Origin of the sequence: Paenibacillus xylanexedens (genome assembly GCF_007680605.1) — a bacterium.
In the GTDB taxonomy this organism is placed as follows: Bacteria; Bacillota; Bacilli; order Paenibacillales; family Paenibacillaceae; genus Paenibacillus; species Paenibacillus xylanexedens_B.
The window spans coordinates 2353163-2370183 of sequence record NZ_VEIO01000001.1; the positions used below are offsets into that span (position 1 = coordinate 2353163).

Here is a 17021-nt window from a genome sequence, read left to right on the forward strand (position 1 = left end):
TGCACCTGTATCGTCATATATCGAGTTATTCATTATTTCGGTCCCATCAGATCGTAAACAGCTGCTTCCACATCGTCTTTACGCATCAGATGCTCTCCAACGAGAATACCATGCACGCCAGCTTCAATCAGAGGTTTCGTCGATTCCGCACCGTCGATCCCGCTTTCGCTAATGAGCGTCACACCTGGTGGAATCAGTTCCATCAGATCGAGCGTGGTATTCAGACTGGTTTCGAACGTTTTCAGATTTCGGTTATTAATCCCAATGAGTGTCGCTTCAGGAATGTCTAATACCGTTTCCAGCTCTGCCCGATCATGAACTTCAATCAAAGCGTCCAGTCCAATACTTTTCGCAAACGTAAGAAATTGGCGAATCTGCCCCGGCGTGAGAATGCTGGCAATCAGCAAGATCGCATCTGCTCCCAGAAGTCTAGCTTCTGCAATCTGTGACTCATCGATCATAAAGTCCTTGCGCAAGAGCGGAATATTCACAGCCTGATGAATAGCCTGCAAATACTCGTTACTGCCCTGAAAATAGGAAACATCCGTCAGAACAGAGATACAATCAGCACCCGCACGTTCATAGGCAGAAGCAATCTCTACCGGATGAAAATCCGGACGAATTAATCCTTTGGACGGCGAGGCCTTCTTCACTTCGGCAATAAGCCCCAGCTTACGATTGCGTCTGCTTGACAGCGCCTGTTCAAACCCGCGTGCAGCCGGTAATTGTTCCATCTTTTTCATAGCTTCATCCATGTTAAAAGTCTGTGCAAGGGCCTGCACTTCTTTATGTTTTGTAGCAACGATTCGATCAAGATACATGATTGTACGCCTCCGTTGTATGAATTAACTGTCCAAGCTTACTGGCCGCTTTACCCGAGTCCACTGCTTCTGTAGCGATTTTTACGCCATCTGCAATGCTGTCCGCAAGGCCGGATACATAAATACATGCCCCGGCATTCAGCAGCACAACGTCACGGTAAGCACTGCGTTCACCCTGGAAGATCCGATGTATAATTTCGGCGTTCTGTGCCGCATCTCCTCCAAGCACCGCTTCGAGCGGATGCAAAGACAGCCCCATATCGCGTGGATCAATGTCATACGTGTTTACTACCCCGTTTCGCAACTCCGATACCTGTGTAGGTGCAGAGATACTAATTTCGTCCAAACCGTCGTGGCTGGCAACAACCAGCGCTCTTTTCAAACCGAGACGGTTAAGCACTTCTGCAATCATCGGCGTCCGGGAACGATCATACAATCCGAGCAATTGACGATCTGCACCGGCTGGGTTGGTTAATGGTCCAAGCATATTGAAAATCGTGCGCACACCCAGCTCTTTTCTCGGAGCAGCCGCATGACGCATGGATGGATGGTATACCTGAGCAAAACAGAAACAGATTCCTATCTCATCCAGACATTGTCTGGCCTGTTCTCCATTCAGATGAATATTAACGCCAAGCGCTTCCAACACATCCGCACTGCCTGCTTTGCCAGAAGCTGAACGATTGCCATGTTTGGCTACTCGAACCGAAACGGCCGAAGCAATGATTGCCGATGCGGTGGAGATGTTGAATTTATGAATTCCTGATCCGCCTGTGCCACACGTGTCCAACAAGCCTCTGCCATCCGTCAGAATCCGCCCCCCCTGTCCACGCATTGCCTGAGCAAAACCAGTGATCTCATCCACCGTTTCCCCCTTCATACGAAGAGCCATCAGCAACCCTCCGATTTGAGCCGGAGTAGCTTCACCTCGCATGATCGAATACATCAGTTCACGTGCCTCGTCCTGCTCCAGGTTACTGCCTTCGAGAATTTTAGCGAGCCCTTGCTTCATTCCTTCTTTCCCGGAAATCACTTCCTCGGGTAGCACCTGACTGTCATTCATCAATGGATTCAAGTTCATTTCCAGTCCTCCTCTCTCAGTTCGTTGCCGAAGTTGGTGTAACAAAATAATCAGCGTTAGCCAGGCTTAATTTTGGATCTGCAGCTTTTACCGGGAACATCGCTTCAGCCGTACGAATGGCCTTTAACAGTGCTTTGGCTTTGTTCACGGTCTCTTCATATTCCTTCTCAGGCACAGAATCCCATACAATTCCGGCTCCGGCTTGAACATATGCTTTTCCCTTTTTGAAAATAATCGTACGGATTGTAATACATGCATCCATATTTCCGGAGAATCCAAGGTAACCAATCGCTCCTGCATATGCACCCCGTGCTTCCTTTTCCAATTCCGCAATAATCTCCATCGCACGTAGCTTCGGCGCACCAGATACGGTTCCAGCTGGCAGACAGGAAAGGAACGCATCGAAGAAGTCCTTATCTTCTCTTAACTCGCCTGTAACGTTCGATACCATATGCATAACGTGAGAGTAACGCTCGATCTCCATGAACATGTCACACTTCACACTGCCAAAAGTGGATACTCGCCCCAGATCATTTCTTCCCAGATCCACCAGCATCAGATGCTCCGCGCGCTCCTTCTCATCCTGTAGCAAATCAGCCGCAAGCGCGCGATCTTCTGCCTCTGTCGCTCCTCTTGGACGTGTGCCTGCGATAGGACGTGTTTCTACACGATTGCCGTCAACTTTGACGAGCGCCTCAGGTGAGGTACCTACGATAATCTCATCGTCCATTTTCAAATAATACATATAAGGCGACGGATTCAATGTCCGCAATACGCGATATACATGTAACGGGGAAATTTCCGTATCAATGTGAAAACGTTGCGACAGCACTACCTGGAAAATGTCTCCTGCACGGATATACTCCTTGGCTTGCTCCACGTTGTCGATGAATTGCTCTTTCGTCAGATTGGAACGAATGTCTCCAAGCTCCACATCTCCAGGAATTGAACGCGGGTTCAGGTTTTCCCCTGGCCCTTGCTGTTGCAGACGCTCTGCCGCTTGTTCAAGCTTCTCGGAAGTGGCTGCATACGCCTGACGAATCTCTTCGTCTGTTGCCCCATCTTTAACGTGTACATTGCCAACGAGCAACATGTGCTGCTTCACATGGTCAAAAACAACAATTTGATCACAAAACATAAAGCGAATATCATCCATATTCAGATCATCCAGCGCATGAGCTGGAAGCTTCTCATAATACTGCAACAGGTCATATCCAAAAAATCCAATGGCTCCACCTGTAAAAGGGGGAAGTTCATCCAGCTTAGGGCTCCGATATTTGCGAAGCAATGCTTTCAGTTCTTCAATGGGTTTGCCCGGTAGTTCGCGGGTCTTTCCGGCTTCCTCAACGACAATACGACCTTTCTTCCCCGAAATCATCAGAAACGGATCTGTACCGATGAAGGAATATCTGGCCCATTGAATGCCACCCTCTACACTTTCAAGCAAAAACGCTCGGTCATTGTCCGCATAACGACGGAAGATACGAATTGGCGTCTCCATATCAGCCAAAATCCGTTTAACAACCGGAATCAGATTATATTCATTTGACATTTTCAGTACTTGATTAACGTTTGGCGTTATCATCAGATCACGTCCTTTCAGGTTTAGGTAGAAGAAAGATATTACGACAAAAAACCTCTACCATGAGGTAGAGGTTTGGTTATAAGCTGTATTCAAGTATGTTGCTCCATAAATAACAAGTCCCTATACTTTTGCGAAGGGCGAGTGACAGGCAACTGATCCATGTTAATCCATGTTTCAGATGTATGTAAGATGACATACACTTGGTAACATCTCGTTCGCATCATTTTCATCCATTGTAAAACTTAAATCTCCTCAATGGTAGATGCCGTGAAATGTTTGTCAGATATATGCGAATAAACGATGTCCTCTGACACGTCTACTCTCTTCTCCTGTACTTCTCCTTAGCAAGACGTACCGTGAATGCGTTGACCGATTTCGGATGCATCGGCTACCAAACACTGGACTCTGCTATATACTAGGCTCAACTCAGCTACTCTCAGCTCAATCTAAACTCTACTCAACTGCTTCTCACTATACATCATATTCACCGGTTTGACAACCACGACCATTCAAGAAACTTAACGGCCTGCCAGATCGGGACGTAATGCTTGTGCACCGTTAAGGTACACGTGATGAATTTCATTTTGTGCTTTGGTTGTGTTCACATGTACCATAAAACGAATACACTTCGCCAGAGCGCCTTTAACAGGAACCTCTAGTGCACACATCAAAGGCACAAGCTCCCATCCATCTAACTGACGAATCACTTTTGCTGGAAAAGCCGCATCCAGATCTCCGGTCATCGTAATCCATACGCTACAAATATCTTCCGGTACTATCTTGTTCCGGTCAACAATTTCCTGAAGAAGAACTGCTGTTTCTTTCAAAATCTCTTCTTCACTGTTCTGGGTGACCGTGGTCGCCCCGCGAATTCCCCGTGTAACCATGCTGTTATTCTCCCTTCCTAAGCAGTTCAATGACTTCACGAACAACCGTAACCGGCACATCCTTCACGATTCTGGCAGATCCAATCCGATCAGGAACGATAAAGACCATATGGCCCTCACGGAATTTCTTATCATGCATCATCGCTTCCATCAAAGCATCCGTACTTAGATGTGCAGGCAACGTCACGGGAAGTCGAAGAGAACGCAACATACGAACAGTATCCTCATACAGCCCTGCTGTGGCTCCGAGTTTCTCACCAATTAATGCCGATCCAGCCATGCCGATAGAAATGGCTTCTCCGTGCAGAAATTCACCGTATCCAGCAATCGCTTCAATCGCATGTCCAATCGTATGACCCAGATTCAGGAGTGCACGTTCTCCATTCTCCCTTTCATCGTTCGACACGATTTCGGCTTTGATGCTGCATCCACGTTCCAGTCCGTATCCAAGTTTCTCGGGATCAAGTGAAAGCAACGCTTGCGCATGTTCTTCGCACCAATGGGCAAAAGCTTCATCACGGATCAGTCCGTGCTTCAGCATCTCAGATAAACCGGCCGATACATCTCTTGGCGGTAACGATTGCAGTGTGTCCACATCATACAGTACAAGCTCCGGCTGATGGAAAGCACCAATCATATTTTTCGCAAGAGGATGATTGACCGCCACTTTACCGCCAACGCTACTGTCATGAGCAAGGATGGTTGTCGGGATCTGCACAAACTTCACCCCGCGCATATATGTAGCTGCGACAAAACCAGCCAGATCACCCACGACGCCTCCCCCTAAAGCGAGAATCGCCGAACTGCGGTCCAGTTTGCCTTCAATCGCTACTGTCATCATATCCTGATAAACCGCAAGTGATTTCGAAGTCTCACCTGATGGCACGACTGCGGATACGACGGAATATCCCGCCGCACGCAACGTTTGCTCTAATCCATGCAAGTATATCGGAGCTACATGATCATCTGTAATGATCAGAAGCGGACTTTTTTTAGTTAAACCATATTGTTCAAAATATTGCGGAGCTTGAGCCAGCAGGCCGCTGCCAATCAATATAGGATAAGAGCGCTCTTCAAGCTGTACTGTCAACTGACGCATATTAGTAATTCTCCAATTGGGCTTGGTAGCTGGCAACGTTTGCCCGAATTTCCTCCATGGAATCCCCGCCGAATTTCTCCAGGAATGCCTTGGCAACTTCCCATGCAACAACATGCTCCATAACGACGCTGGCAGCCGGAACCGCACAAGCATCAGAACGTTCAACCTGAGCCGAAAAAGCCTCTTTGGTATCGATATCTACGCTTTGCAACGGCTTGTACAACGTTGGGATAGGTTTCATTACTCCGCGCACCACAACCGGCATACCGTTGGTCATACCTCCCTCAAACCCGCCAAGACGATTGGTTGCACGGTGGTAACCACGATCTTCCGTATACAGGATCTCATCATGTACCTGAGAGCCACGAATCGTACCCGCTTCGAAGCCGATGCCGATCTCTACACCTTTGAACGCATTGATCGACATTACACCTTGAGCGATGCGAGCATCCAACTTGCGATCATACTGTACGTGGCTTCCTAGACCAATAGGAACACCCTCAACGATACATTCTACAATTCCGCCGATGGAGTCGCCTTCTTGCTTGATCTGATCAATGTAGGCTTCCATTTTCTTCTCTGTCTCCGCATCAGTCACACGAACCGAAGATGCTTCCGTCACTGCAATCAGTTCATCAATCGGAAGATCCTTATACGGCGCTTCAATCTCCCCGATGCGAATAACTCGTCCCGCCACTTTAATACCGAATTCAGCCAAGAACTGACGTGCAATGGCACCACATGCTACACGTACCGTTGTCTCACGCGCACTGGAGCGTTCCAGGACATTACGCAAGTCTTTGAGATTGTACTTCAAACCACCGTTCAGATCGGCATGTCCAGGGCGCGGACGATGAACACGACGTTTCTCTTCATCGCTGCCTTCAATCGGCTCAATGTTCATAATATTCTGCCAGTGCTTCCAGTCATTATTTTGAACAACGAGCGCTACCGGAGCACCTGTCGTATATCCATGACGAATTCCGCCAACAAAATTAGCTTGGTCTTTCTCAATCTGCATCCGGCGTCCGCGGCCATACCCTTTCTGACGGCGATGAAGCTGAAAGTTCAATTCTTCAAAATCAATATTCAAATTACTTGGCAGTCCTTCGATAATTGCGGTCAATTGGGGTCCGTGCGTTTCCCCTGCGGTTAAATAACGTAAACTCATAATACGTTCCCCCTTTAAACTGTTAAACTTCACATTGCTAAAATCCCATAATTTCTTTGCTTATTATAGTATAGCTGACCAGCTTTGACAAGAAAGCCGCTTTTTCTTATGCAAACAACCGCCTGAGCACATCTTCATGCACCCCAGGCGGTTGATCTATACACTGATTTATTTTTTCCGATAGAAAAACGTCTCTGCCGTCTCCAGCCCGTATTGTCCGGGGGAGAAAATCTGCTCTGTGCTGCCTACGAACAACATCCCACCTGGACGCAGACTGGCTGCGAATTTGTGATACAACAGGTTTTTCGCTTCCTCTGTAAAATAAATCATGACATTCCGGCATACGATCAGATCATATCCATCATCAAAACGGTCAACCAGCAAATTTTGCTTCTTGAAGTTGATCGAGCTTTTTAATTTCTCATCAATGCGATACATCATACCGTCTTGCTTGAAATATCGACTCGCCGTTTCTGGAGGCACGTCTTTCAGCGAACGTTCCATATAACGGCCTTCCTTCGCCTTGGCGAGCGCACCTTCATCCAGGTCACTTGCCGTAATGGAACTTTCTTTCAAAATACCTAGCGTATCCAAAATCATGGCAATCGTGTATGGCTCCTCACCAGTCGAACAAGCAGCACTCCATACCTTGACCTTGCGTTTGGAACCCACGAGCTCAGGCAGAATCTCATCACGCAACACTTCCCAGCGATTCGGGTTGCGCCAAAATTCCGATACGTTAATGGTCATGCGATCCAGAAACTCGTAAAATAACGACTTCTCCTTCTGCATCGCATCAAAAAAGAGTGAAAATGTATTAAACCCGTTTTTGTTACGTAGTGTGGTCAGCCTTCTTTTCATCTGGCCTTCCTTGTACTGAGCAAGATCAATGCCTGTGCTCTCTTTAATTTTACGAATGAATCCGGCATAATCCGGGTCTAGTTGTTCTTGCTCCAGCATCGTACATCACCCTTTGGCTAATAATTACAACCAGGCTGCGATGCTCTTCTCATAGGTTACCAGCTCGTCGGGACTAAAGAAATTGGCAGCTTCACGAGTAGCACTTTCCGGCGAATCTGCCCCGTGAATGAGATTATGCGGTGTATGGCTAGCGAAATCTCCGCGGATTGTACCTGGAGCCGCTTCCTTCACATTCGTTTTACCAATGACCATACGTGCAAGTGTCACAATATCGTCGCCCTCCCACACCATGGCAAATACAGGGCCAGAAGTGATAAAACGAACCAGATCATCAAAGAACGGCTTGCCCTCATGTTCAGCATAATGGCGCCTCGCCTGTTCTTCCGACATCTGCACCAGTTTCCCTGCTACCAGCTTAAATCCTTTGTCTTCCAGACGGCTGATAATACGGCCGATCAAACCACGCTGCACACCATCCGGTTTCACCATCAAAAATGTACGATCCATTACCAGTTCACTCCTCACTCACGGTTCAAAGTTAATCACTATGTAAACGCAATCCCTTTGATTGTAACATACAAGTCCAAATCCTCCCAATGAGGAATTTCACATCCGTGTAGAGCATTAAACCACACAAGCTTAATGTGTACGTTTAACGACAAAGTGAGCAATGTCTCGCAGATTTTTAGTGGTCTTGATATTAGGCAGCTGATCGAGAGCATCGAGCGCTTTCTTCATATATCGGTCAGCAAGGGCTTCTGCTTTAGCAATTCCTTGACTTTGGCGAATCATTCCAATTGCATCCGATGCACTTGCACGTCCTTCTTCCTGATGCACACGCGAAATTTCCTTGAGCAACGGTTCACGTAATTGCTCTTCTTCCAGAGCATACAGAACAGGGAGCGTGATGTTGCCTTGTTTCATATCACTTCCTGGAGGCTTGCCAAGTTGTTTCTCCGTACCTACCAAGTCCAGAACATCATCCTGAATCTGAAAAGCCATGCCCACATTGTATCCATAGGTATACAACAAAGATGAAATGTGCTCAGGTGCACGAGTAGCGAGCGCTCCGAGCTGGCAGCTCACTGCAATCAAAAGCGCAGTTTTGCGACGAATACGTAGCAGATAGTTACGCACACTCTGACCTGTATTAAAAAAGTCCCGAATCTGTTCCATCTCACCAATGGACATCTGTACCATCGCTTTGGCAAGGATTCGGTGAATAGCGGGATCAGAAAGTCCTGCCGTCATCTCTAGCGCTTTGCCGTAGATATAGTCACCTGTATACATCGCAATCCGATTGTCCCATTTAGACTTGACGGTAGGTTTGCCCCGGCGAGTCTCCGCATTATCAATGACATCATCATGAACGAGGGAAGCAGAATGAATAAGTTCCAATGGAACGGCTACGAGCTTCAAACGCTCGATATCGTATGTACCAAATTTGCCACCTAAAAGCACAAAAACAGGCCGCAGTCGTTTTCCACCTGCCTTAAGCAGATGAAGCGAAGTTTCACTCAGTAACTTTTGTTCGCCTTTTACGCTGCGATACAACTCTTTTTCAACGTAATCCATGTCCTTTTTTAACAATCCGAAAATGTCCAGTAGTTTCATTCGTTCACCCGTGTCAGCGTATTGTCAGTCCAAAATTCCATGCTTACCTTCCCCTCCAGCAAGCCCGAGCCTACAGGCAAAAAGCGTTCGCCCTAAGCTTGCCGTTCCTGCTTGTGTTCTTCTACAGCGCCCGTCATGATGCCTATTCGAATGCCAGTACCGACATTCGGGATTTAAACGCTGCGACCAATTCTGAATCAATCCAAAGCACAGAAGTTGCCGGAGCATGGGTCAAGACTGTGGGCACTCTTATATCGCCATCAGCACTCACCAATACCCCGGGAGTCAGGGGATATGTCCATAAGCTGTACTTTTCTGATCCGGTTACCAGAAAAGTATGGCTCATTTACATTATCCCCTTTCATCCGGTTCTCCCCATCTTGTAAACAGTTGATGCGGGATGCGCAAGCTATCCAGCACTTTACCTACTAAAAATAAAATTAAATCCTCCATACTTTGAGGTTTGTAATAAAAGGCAGGCATCGCGGGGATCATTCGCACACCAAGACGTGAAAGCTTTAACATATTTTCCAGATGAATGGCATGCAAAGGCGTCTCACGCGGCACAAGAATTAACGTTCTGCCTTCTTTCATCATCACATCTGCCGCACGCGACATCAGATTGTCTGAAGATCCGTTGGCAATCGATGAAAGAGTGCCCATGGAGCAAGGCATGATAATCATGCCTTCAGCCAGATAAGAACCGCTGGCAATTGATGCCCCAATGTCACTAACGGGATGATAGATTAACGATCCACCGCGATGACCGAATTTTTCTTGAAGCAGGCTCTCCCGGTTCGTTACATCCCAGTCCATTTCTTCTTTTAGTACGCGCCAGCCCGCATTGGAGATTACCAAGTGAACGGAATATCCCAGGTCAAGCAACGTTTCAATCAATCGGATACCATATATGCTGCCACTCGCTCCGGTGATTCCGACAACAAGTCGTTTATTCTCCGGTTGCTGCATCATTATTTCACCGCCAGATCAATAAGTGTAAACGTAAATACGACCAGACTCAGTACACTATTCATCGTAAAGAATGCCGTTTGTACCCGGCTCATATCATTAGGTGACACTATATAGTGCTCATAAAGAAGGATACCATACGTAATCAGCATACCTGCGCCATACCACCAGCTCAGATCGGTCATTAGCAACAAGGCAAGGAAACCAATCGCTGTAATGATATGAAAGAACTTGGCAATCTGCAATGATTTCACAAGTCCGAAGCGGGACGGAATGGAATGCAAACCTTCTCCCTGATCAAACTCCAGATCCTGACATGCATAAATAATGTCAAAACCGGCAGTCCAGAATACAATCGTAACGTACAGCACAATCGCTGTCCAATCCATGGTACCTGTTACAGCCACCCATCCTCCCAAAGGAGCAAGGCCAATGGTCATCCCCAATACGACATGACAAAGCCATGTGAACCGTTTGGTGTACGAATAAAGCACTAACATGAAGACCGCAATCGGCAACAACTGCATGGATAATACATTAAGATTGGATGATGCCCAGAATAATAAAATAAACGAGACGATGATAAAAATAATAACCTCGCCATTCTTCAGCAAGCCTGCTGGAATAGCTCTCATCGCCGTACGTGGGTTTTTTGCGTCAATCGCCTGGTCAATAATCCGGTTCAAACCAAATGCGGCACTCCGTGCACCAACCATAGCAAGCAGTACCCACATAATCTGCATCCAGCTCGGGAACGTGTTGTTAACAACCATCGATCCTAGGATGGCGCCCATAAAAGCAAAAGGTAAAGCAAAAAGCGTATGTTCAATCTTGATCATTTCTAAAAAGATGCGAATTTTCCTAAACATTCTGATTCTCCTTGGTTCCAATATGCAGTGCCGCGATGCCTCCGGTTAGGGGGTAGGCCTGCACCTGTTGCAATCCAGTTTCAACAAAAATGTCTGCCAGTTCCTTTCTACCCGGGAAAAGCGCCAGAGAGTCCGGCAGCCATTTATACTGCTCATAACGTTTGGCAAACAATTTCGCCATGTTTGGCAGCATATGCTCAAAATAAAAATAATAAATCCCTTTAAACGGCTGCCAAGTCGGTTTGGACAATTCCAGACAAACCACCATACCGCCGGGTTTTACAACACGTTTCATTTCAGACAAAACCTGTCTTAGATCAGGCACGTTACGTAGACCGAATCCAATCGTTACATAATCGAACGTATTGTCTTCAAAAGGCAACGACATCGCGTTCCCCTGAACGAGCGTAATCTGTTTTGAACGGTTTACCGCATCAATTTTCGTCTGGCCCACTTCCAGCATATTGCTACTGAAATCCAGTCCGTGCATGTGCCCCGTTTCACTTGCCTGTGCCATAGCGAGCGTCCAGTCGCATGTGCCGCAGCACAAATCCAGTCCAGTGTCTCCCTTAGACATATTCATCTTCTTCATCGTGAATTTGCGCCAAGCTTTATGCCTGCGGAAACTCAGAATATCATTCATAACGTCATACTTGCCGGCTATACTCTGAAAAACCGAATGGACAAATTCTTCTTTCGGTTTGGTCTCTCCGCTACCCATTCGTCTGTCTCCCCCTCAATCTTCCCTTACTGCCGCATGTGAAGGCTGCACATAGGACAGGTAAGGCTCAAGAATTGCATCGAACTCATGCATGCCTTGAAGACCTTCCTCATCTTGCAGCAAAAGCTGAATGCGGTGTGTGCACTCGCGAAGCTTGTCCAGCAACACCTCGCTTACGCTGTATTTAAGCACCATGGAACTCCATATACGTGGTTCGAGCTCCATCCGAGACAAATGACTGCGTTCCTCGTCATTGCCGTTCTCATACACATGCCAGAACGCATAGCTATGAAGCATCTGTTGCTCGTCATGCAGTCGCTTCATCTCTTCTGCGATGGTTTCGCAAGTGCTGAACTCCATCAGCAAGCTGTTCCATAACGGCTTATCCTCAACAGCCATCATGTCTGTAAATGAAAGAAACAGCTGCATTCTCAGCTGTACCGTTTCACGCAAATATTCATCAGCCGAAACGAGAAGTTTTTTCATCCGTTCATACAGCGTCATCTTGCGTGCGTTTACTTCGGAAACAGCACCGCTAAGCTTACCGATCATTTCTATTTTGCCTGCATGAGCAAGCAACTGATAGAAACGGCTACTCAGATAATCTCCAGCGAGAACATTTAATTGGCGTGAACGCATCTCCAGTTCTCCCCGATCACCGGAAATCGTATCGATTCGATCATGCGTATCCATAGCCAACTGAACGAGCGAGGTCGCAAGAGCGTAAAGTTCCTGATGACCCTTTTCGTCTGTTCGGCCCACAAATACCTGTAACAGACGCGCCCGGCTATCCGGAAATGACGGGATTTCCGTATGTTGTCGAATCATGTCGTAATCCGTATATTTCTTTGCAAGTTGGGGTACGCGATATGAATTCATTCTCATCCTCCGAGGCTTTGCTTTATCAAACCATTTCTGCACTACAATCTTATATATTATAGCATATGTTTATTCGGCACGCACTGAATCCTGCTATTGATTACCCTAACTTGTCTTTTCGAACTGCTTCTTCCACAGTTCTGTCTGCATCAGATTGAACCAGTCTTTTAAATCCTCCGAAAATGCCGCGCTGTTCCACGTCCGAAGCATGTCAATGGCGTACATCGGCCATTCTCCTCGCCGAATATCTGCCGCAAGTAGCAGATGGCGTCTATGCACCCATTCATCCTCGGCCATGACGCGAAGTAACACCTGCTCTACGTTGTCTACACTGCGAAAACTCAGATCGACGACTGCCGCCATATTTTCATAAATTTCAGTATAACTCGTATCCGTTCCTTTTACTTTGAGGTCGAGTGTCAAAATAGACTGCTTCCACTCCACTCTGGCAATCGGCGTAGACATATGCAGTGAACTCAGTACATCAACCAGATTATCATTGGTCAACTGAATCGTTTGATGAGAAGCGGTTACAGGCTCTGCCCGGTCCCCGCCCCATGTACGTGTATGTAAGCTTTGAAAAACCACGAGCACGATGACTGCCGCAATCGTTGACAGCATGGACGCAGTCACAATCATTCCCGGTTTCATAAGCGCCTCCCTGCCTTTACCTGTTAGTGTAGTCTGTCCGGTAAAGGCCCATACCTCATTGTACAATCAAAAAAAGCAGGCTATGCCTGCAATTTTCATCTAACCCATTCAACCTTTTAATGTACCTAGTCAAACTCTTTCAAGACTATTCCGATTCAATCTCTCCATGCTTCGTAATCAGCGTAGCTTTTCCCCGGATTTTAATGGCCGAAGTATGTGTTGTAAATTGAGCAATCATCACTTCGCCTTTGTCCAGCTTCTCCGTGTGATGAAAACGTGTGTCCTGCCCCCGGGTCAAGCCAATCACCTGTACACCGTTTTCTTCTGCTTTAATTACGATAAAGTCATTGCCCGTAGAGTGATCCATCGCTGCACGTCCCCTTTTCTAATTTCATAGCGTTAATGATGATCAAGATTGTTTCATTTGTCAACAAGTCCTGGAGGGAATATACCGCAAGAAACCATAATTACCGGGTCATACTATAACGGATCAGCCAGGAAAGGAGAGTTCGCATGAAGTACACCCCAGCTGTGCTCAAGGAAGAGCATGTGCAGCAGTTACAGGAGATTGAGCATCATCTGTCTGCTGTTACGGGCAAAGATCTGATTCTAATCGCTTACAGCGAACAACCGGAACTTTCAGAAAAAAGTAAGGAGCTTGAGTAGCAGATTACGAAAATTTCCCGTTTACAGGCAAAAGAAAAGGCCGTGAACAAGTCACGGTCTTTTTGTTGACATATGGAATATGTAGAAATCTTATTTAATTCCGTCTTTGAGCGCTTTACCTGGTTTGAACGCAGGAATTTTGCTCGCAGGAATTTCGATTTCTTCACCTGTTTGCGGGTTGCGTCCTTTACGTGCAGAGCGCTCGCGAACTTCGAAGTTCCCAAAACCAACCAATTGTACTTTGTCTCCGTTTTGAAGAGCCTCAGAGATCGCTTCGAATACGGCATCAACCGCTTTCGTTACATCTTTTTTGGACAGTTCAGTAGCCTCGGATACATGTGTAATCAAGTCTGATTTGTTCATTTGTTTTTCACCTCCTGAATCAATGTCCTGAATGTTATACTGTGTTTCCGTTTTATTAGGAAATATACGTTCATTCACAAAAAAACGTTGACCATTTTGAGCGATGAACATTCATCTCCGCCTGCGGCCCACAGTCATTTCTGGCAAAAGCCGCCAGAAACCACGCGTGTTTCTGACGCCGAACAAATTTTATACTAATACAGACAGCACACAATTTCAAGTGCGGCTACGGTTTAAAACGTAAAATGTAACTGCCAGAGCAAGCACAAGCACTCCACCTTTGACAATATCATGGGTAAAATACTGAACGTTCATCATCGTTAATCCATTGACCAGGACACCAATCAGAACTGAACCGATAAAGGTTCCGATCACATTCGGCTTCCCAGCCCCGAAGACAGAGAAACCAACAAATACCGCAGCTACGGATTCCATTAACAATGGAGATCCGGCATCAATCTGTCCCGACCCCACTTTGGATGCATAGATGATTCCTCCAATAGCCGCAAAGACTCCAGCTGCCACATAAGCAAGTGTTCGTACCTTTTTCACCTTGATCCCGGACAACCTTGCCGCCTCTTCATTTCCGCCTGTAATATACATTTGCCGGCCATATTTGGTGTATGTCAAAAAGATATGAACACCGATGACAGCAATAAGCAGCAGAATAACCGAGATCGGCATGCCCAGCCATTTTCCTTGTCCAATCAGCAGAAATGTCGGGTCCATCTCTCCGGCAGCTTTGCTTCCATCCGGGAACTGCATGTGATTGTAGATGGTATATCCCTGCGCATACGTTTTGTGGATACCTCCGATGATGTACATTGTTGCAAGCGTCGCAAGCAGATCCGGAATACGTAGCTTAACAATCAGCAGTGCGTTCAGCAGACCAATGACAGCCCCGATAACCAATGGCACGATAATAACGACAGCCAAAGGCTGCTGGTACCAGATCATTAGTGATGCTGTAACAACGGTTGTCAACGAGACGGTCGCTCCCACAGAGAGATCGAATCCATCGACAATAAGAGATAATGTTACACCAATCGCCACAAAGGTTACGATCGAGATCGAACCCAAAATATCCGTCAAATTGCTATACGTGAAGAAATAGGGCAGTTTTATGCCGAAAAAAGCAATAACGCCTATAATGACTATAATCGCTCCATACCGGAACGCAAAATCGAGTGATTTATCCTTCATGCTTCCACCTCTTGTCCACCGCTTGCATAGTAAAGCAGCTGTTCTTGGTTCGTCTCGCCACGCTGGAACTCTTTTACGATAACCCCTTCACACATGACCGCAATCCGATCTCCGATGCCCAGTCCTTCATCTAGTTCACATGTAAAATAGATGACCGCTTTACCGGCCAGCGCCAACTCATTAATGATGCGGAAAATGTCACTTTTCGCCCCGATATCCACACCTTTTGTCGGTTCGTCAAAAATAAATACATCTGCATCCGTACGCAACCATTTTCCTATGGCTACCTTTTGCTGATTACCACCGCTCAAATACTTCACTTCCTGTTTCACGGACGAAGTCTTGATGCCGAGTTGTTCTACTAGTGACTCTGCATGCTGACGCTCACGTTTGCGGTTAACAAAGCCCAGTCGACTAAGATTGGCTAGCAAGGGCAGGCTCAGATTACGTTCCACGTTCTCTTGAATGAGAATGCCTTGTTTACGCCGCTCCTCCGGCACAGATACAATGCCCAGAGCCGCTGCATCAGCAGGTTGAGACAGACGGATGTTCCGTCCGAGTAACCTTATCTCGCCTGCCTGCAATTGATCGGCACCAATCAGCAGACGAGAGCATTCCGTTTTTCCAGCACCCACGAGCCCGACCACAGCTAGCACTTCACCGCGGCGAACCTCAAGGTCCACTCCTTTTACCTTCAATCCGCGCCTAAGACCTCTTGCTTGCAGAAGCAGCTCTCCCACAGGTGCTTCGGTCTTGGGAAACTCTTCTTCGAACGGTTTACCTAACATTTGCGTAACCAGATCATTGATCGTCAGTCCATTTGTTTCACCGGTAAACACATGACGACCGTCCCTCATCACAGTAACCCGGTCACAGTGACTCGTTACTTCGGCAAGGCGATGGGTAATAAAGATGCAGGCTACCCCTCGATCCTTCAGCACATGTACAATACGAAAAAATGCATCGGTTTCCTCTTGACTGAGCGGTGCGGTTGGTTCATCGAAAATAATGACCTTGGCATCTTGAATCAGGATGCGTGCAAGCAGAATCATCTGTTTCTCCGCCAGCGTTAGCTCAGCCACTTTACGGTGAATCGATATTTGATCCGCACCCAACTGCTTCAGAGCGTCCTTGGCTCGTTGCTGTAGCGTTCTTGGACTTTTCCACCAACCTCCGGCAGATGAAGCTAACTGATCCAGCATAATGTTCTCGGCAGCAGTCAGCTGTGGCACAAGCGCAGCATCCACCTCCTGATACACGCAGTGAATGCCGCTGGCCTTCGCCTCTCGGGGTGAGCCAAGCTGGAGCTTATAACCATTCAGACGAATAGCCCCTTCATCCAGTTGATACGCTCCCGACAATATTTTCATTAACGTGCTTTTGCCAGCTCCGTTAGCTCCCAGCAACGCATGAATCTCTCCACCTCGGACAGAGAAATGTACGTCCTTCAACGCAGGTACGCCTGAAAACTGTTTAGAAATATGCTCCATGTCCAGCGATATCGGGTCCTTTGTCATGATG

The 17021-nt window shown here is 47.0% G+C and carries 20 protein-coding genes; 1 reads left to right on the forward strand and 19 read right to left on the reverse strand.

Going from position 1 to position 17021, the window contains the following annotated elements; genetic code table 11:
• Positions 1-32: 32 nt before the first annotated feature.
• From trpC to mtrB, 16 genes are all read right to left on the reverse strand, one after another.
• A complete protein-coding gene (trpC, locus tag FS818_RS10380; RefSeq protein WP_145331733.1) occupies positions 33-821 on the reverse strand; it encodes an indole-3-glycerol phosphate synthase TrpC in 789 nt (262 codons plus the stop codon).
• Entirely contained in the window at positions 811-1851 is a 1041-nt protein-coding gene (gene trpD / locus FS818_RS10385) for an anthranilate phosphoribosyltransferase (protein WP_145332844.1), read from the reverse strand. The genes trpC and trpD overlap by 11 nt, the downstream gene beginning before the upstream one ends.
• A gap of 67 nt (positions 1852-1918) precedes the next feature.
• On the reverse strand, positions 1919-3487 hold the full coding sequence (gene trpE, locus FS818_RS10390; RefSeq protein ID WP_145331734.1) for an anthranilate synthase component I: 1569 nt from the start codon (positions 3485-3487) through the stop codon (positions 1919-1921).
• A gap of 518 nt (positions 3488-4005) precedes the next feature.
• Positions 4006-4374: a chorismate mutase gene (aroH, locus tag FS818_RS10395; RefSeq protein ID WP_123066021.1), complete on the reverse strand. Its 369-nt coding sequence runs from the start codon at positions 4372-4374 to the stop codon at positions 4006-4008.
• Between the two features lie 4 nt (positions 4375-4378).
• Complete coding sequence (gene aroB, locus FS818_RS10400; protein WP_145331735.1) at positions 4379-5473, reverse strand: 3-dehydroquinate synthase; 1095 nt, start codon at positions 5471-5473, stop codon at positions 4379-4381.
• Position 5474: 1 nt separating this feature from the next.
• Positions 5475-6644 carry a chorismate synthase gene (gene aroC / locus FS818_RS10405; protein ID WP_145331736.1) on the reverse strand — a complete coding sequence of 390 codons (1170 nt, stop codon included), beginning with the start codon at positions 6642-6644 and terminating at the stop codon, positions 5475-5477.
• A gap of 168 nt (positions 6645-6812) precedes the next feature.
• Positions 6813-7604 carry a CheR family methyltransferase gene (locus FS818_RS10410; RefSeq protein ID WP_145331737.1) on the reverse strand — a complete coding sequence of 264 codons (792 nt, stop codon included), beginning with the start codon at positions 7602-7604 and terminating at the stop codon, positions 6813-6815.
• A 24-nt stretch (positions 7605-7628) separates the two neighbouring features.
• On the reverse strand, positions 7629-8072 hold the full coding sequence (ndk, locus tag FS818_RS10415; RefSeq protein WP_145331738.1) for a nucleoside-diphosphate kinase: 444 nt from the start codon (positions 8070-8072) through the stop codon (positions 7629-7631).
• Between the two features lie 132 nt (positions 8073-8204).
• Complete coding sequence (locus FS818_RS10420) at positions 8205-9179, reverse strand: polyprenyl synthetase family protein (RefSeq protein WP_145331739.1); 975 nt, start codon at positions 9177-9179, stop codon at positions 8205-8207.
• A gap of 142 nt (positions 9180-9321) precedes the next feature.
• Positions 9322-9525, reverse strand: a complete 204-nt coding sequence (locus FS818_RS10425) for a hypothetical protein (RefSeq protein WP_145331740.1) — start codon at positions 9523-9525, stop codon at positions 9322-9324.
• 5 nt (positions 9526-9530) lie between these two features.
• Positions 9531-10151 carry a UbiX family flavin prenyltransferase gene (locus FS818_RS10430; RefSeq protein WP_186331626.1) on the reverse strand — a complete coding sequence of 207 codons (621 nt, stop codon included), beginning with the start codon at positions 10149-10151 and terminating at the stop codon, positions 9531-9533.
• Positions 10151-11017: a UbiA-like polyprenyltransferase gene (locus FS818_RS10435; protein WP_145331741.1), complete on the reverse strand. Its 867-nt coding sequence runs from the start codon at positions 11015-11017 to the stop codon at positions 10151-10153. The genes FS818_RS10430 and FS818_RS10435 overlap by 1 nt, the downstream gene beginning before the upstream one ends.
• Complete coding sequence (locus FS818_RS10440; protein ID WP_090917226.1) at positions 11010-11738, reverse strand: demethylmenaquinone methyltransferase; 729 nt, start codon at positions 11736-11738, stop codon at positions 11010-11012. Before FS818_RS10440 ends, FS818_RS10435 begins: the two co-directional genes overlap by 8 nt.
• A gap of 15 nt (positions 11739-11753) precedes the next feature.
• On the reverse strand, positions 11754-12617 hold the full coding sequence (locus tag FS818_RS10445) for a heptaprenyl diphosphate synthase component 1 (RefSeq protein WP_145331742.1): 864 nt from the start codon (positions 12615-12617) through the stop codon (positions 11754-11756).
• Between the two features lie 105 nt (positions 12618-12722).
• Positions 12723-13268, reverse strand: a complete 546-nt coding sequence (locus tag FS818_RS10450; RefSeq protein WP_186331625.1) for a hypothetical protein — start codon at positions 13266-13268, stop codon at positions 12723-12725.
• Between the two features lie 145 nt (positions 13269-13413).
• Complete coding sequence (gene mtrB / locus FS818_RS10455) at positions 13414-13635, reverse strand: trp RNA-binding attenuation protein MtrB (protein WP_090917232.1); 222 nt, start codon at positions 13633-13635, stop codon at positions 13414-13416.
• Between the two features lie 146 nt (positions 13636-13781).
• Here mtrB and FS818_RS28750 point away from each other — a divergent pair, with 146 nt between their 5' ends.
• Positions 13782-13934 carry a hypothetical protein gene (locus FS818_RS28750; protein WP_186331624.1) on the forward strand — a complete coding sequence of 51 codons (153 nt, stop codon included), beginning with the start codon at positions 13782-13784 and terminating at the stop codon, positions 13932-13934.
• Between the two features lie 90 nt (positions 13935-14024).
• Here FS818_RS28750 and FS818_RS10460 read toward each other — a convergent pair whose 3' ends face one another.
• From FS818_RS10460 to FS818_RS10470, 3 genes are all read right to left on the reverse strand, one after another.
• Positions 14025-14297: an HU family DNA-binding protein gene (locus tag FS818_RS10460; RefSeq protein ID WP_090917341.1), complete on the reverse strand. Its 273-nt coding sequence runs from the start codon at positions 14295-14297 to the stop codon at positions 14025-14027.
• A 216-nt stretch (positions 14298-14513) separates the two neighbouring features.
• Complete coding sequence (locus FS818_RS10465; protein WP_145331744.1) at positions 14514-15500, reverse strand: ABC transporter permease; 987 nt, start codon at positions 15498-15500, stop codon at positions 14514-14516.
• Entirely contained in the window at positions 15497-17017 is a 1521-nt protein-coding gene (locus FS818_RS10470; protein ID WP_145331745.1) for a sugar ABC transporter ATP-binding protein, read from the reverse strand. The genes FS818_RS10465 and FS818_RS10470 overlap by 4 nt, the downstream gene beginning before the upstream one ends.
• Positions 17018-17021: the final 4 nt, after the last annotated feature.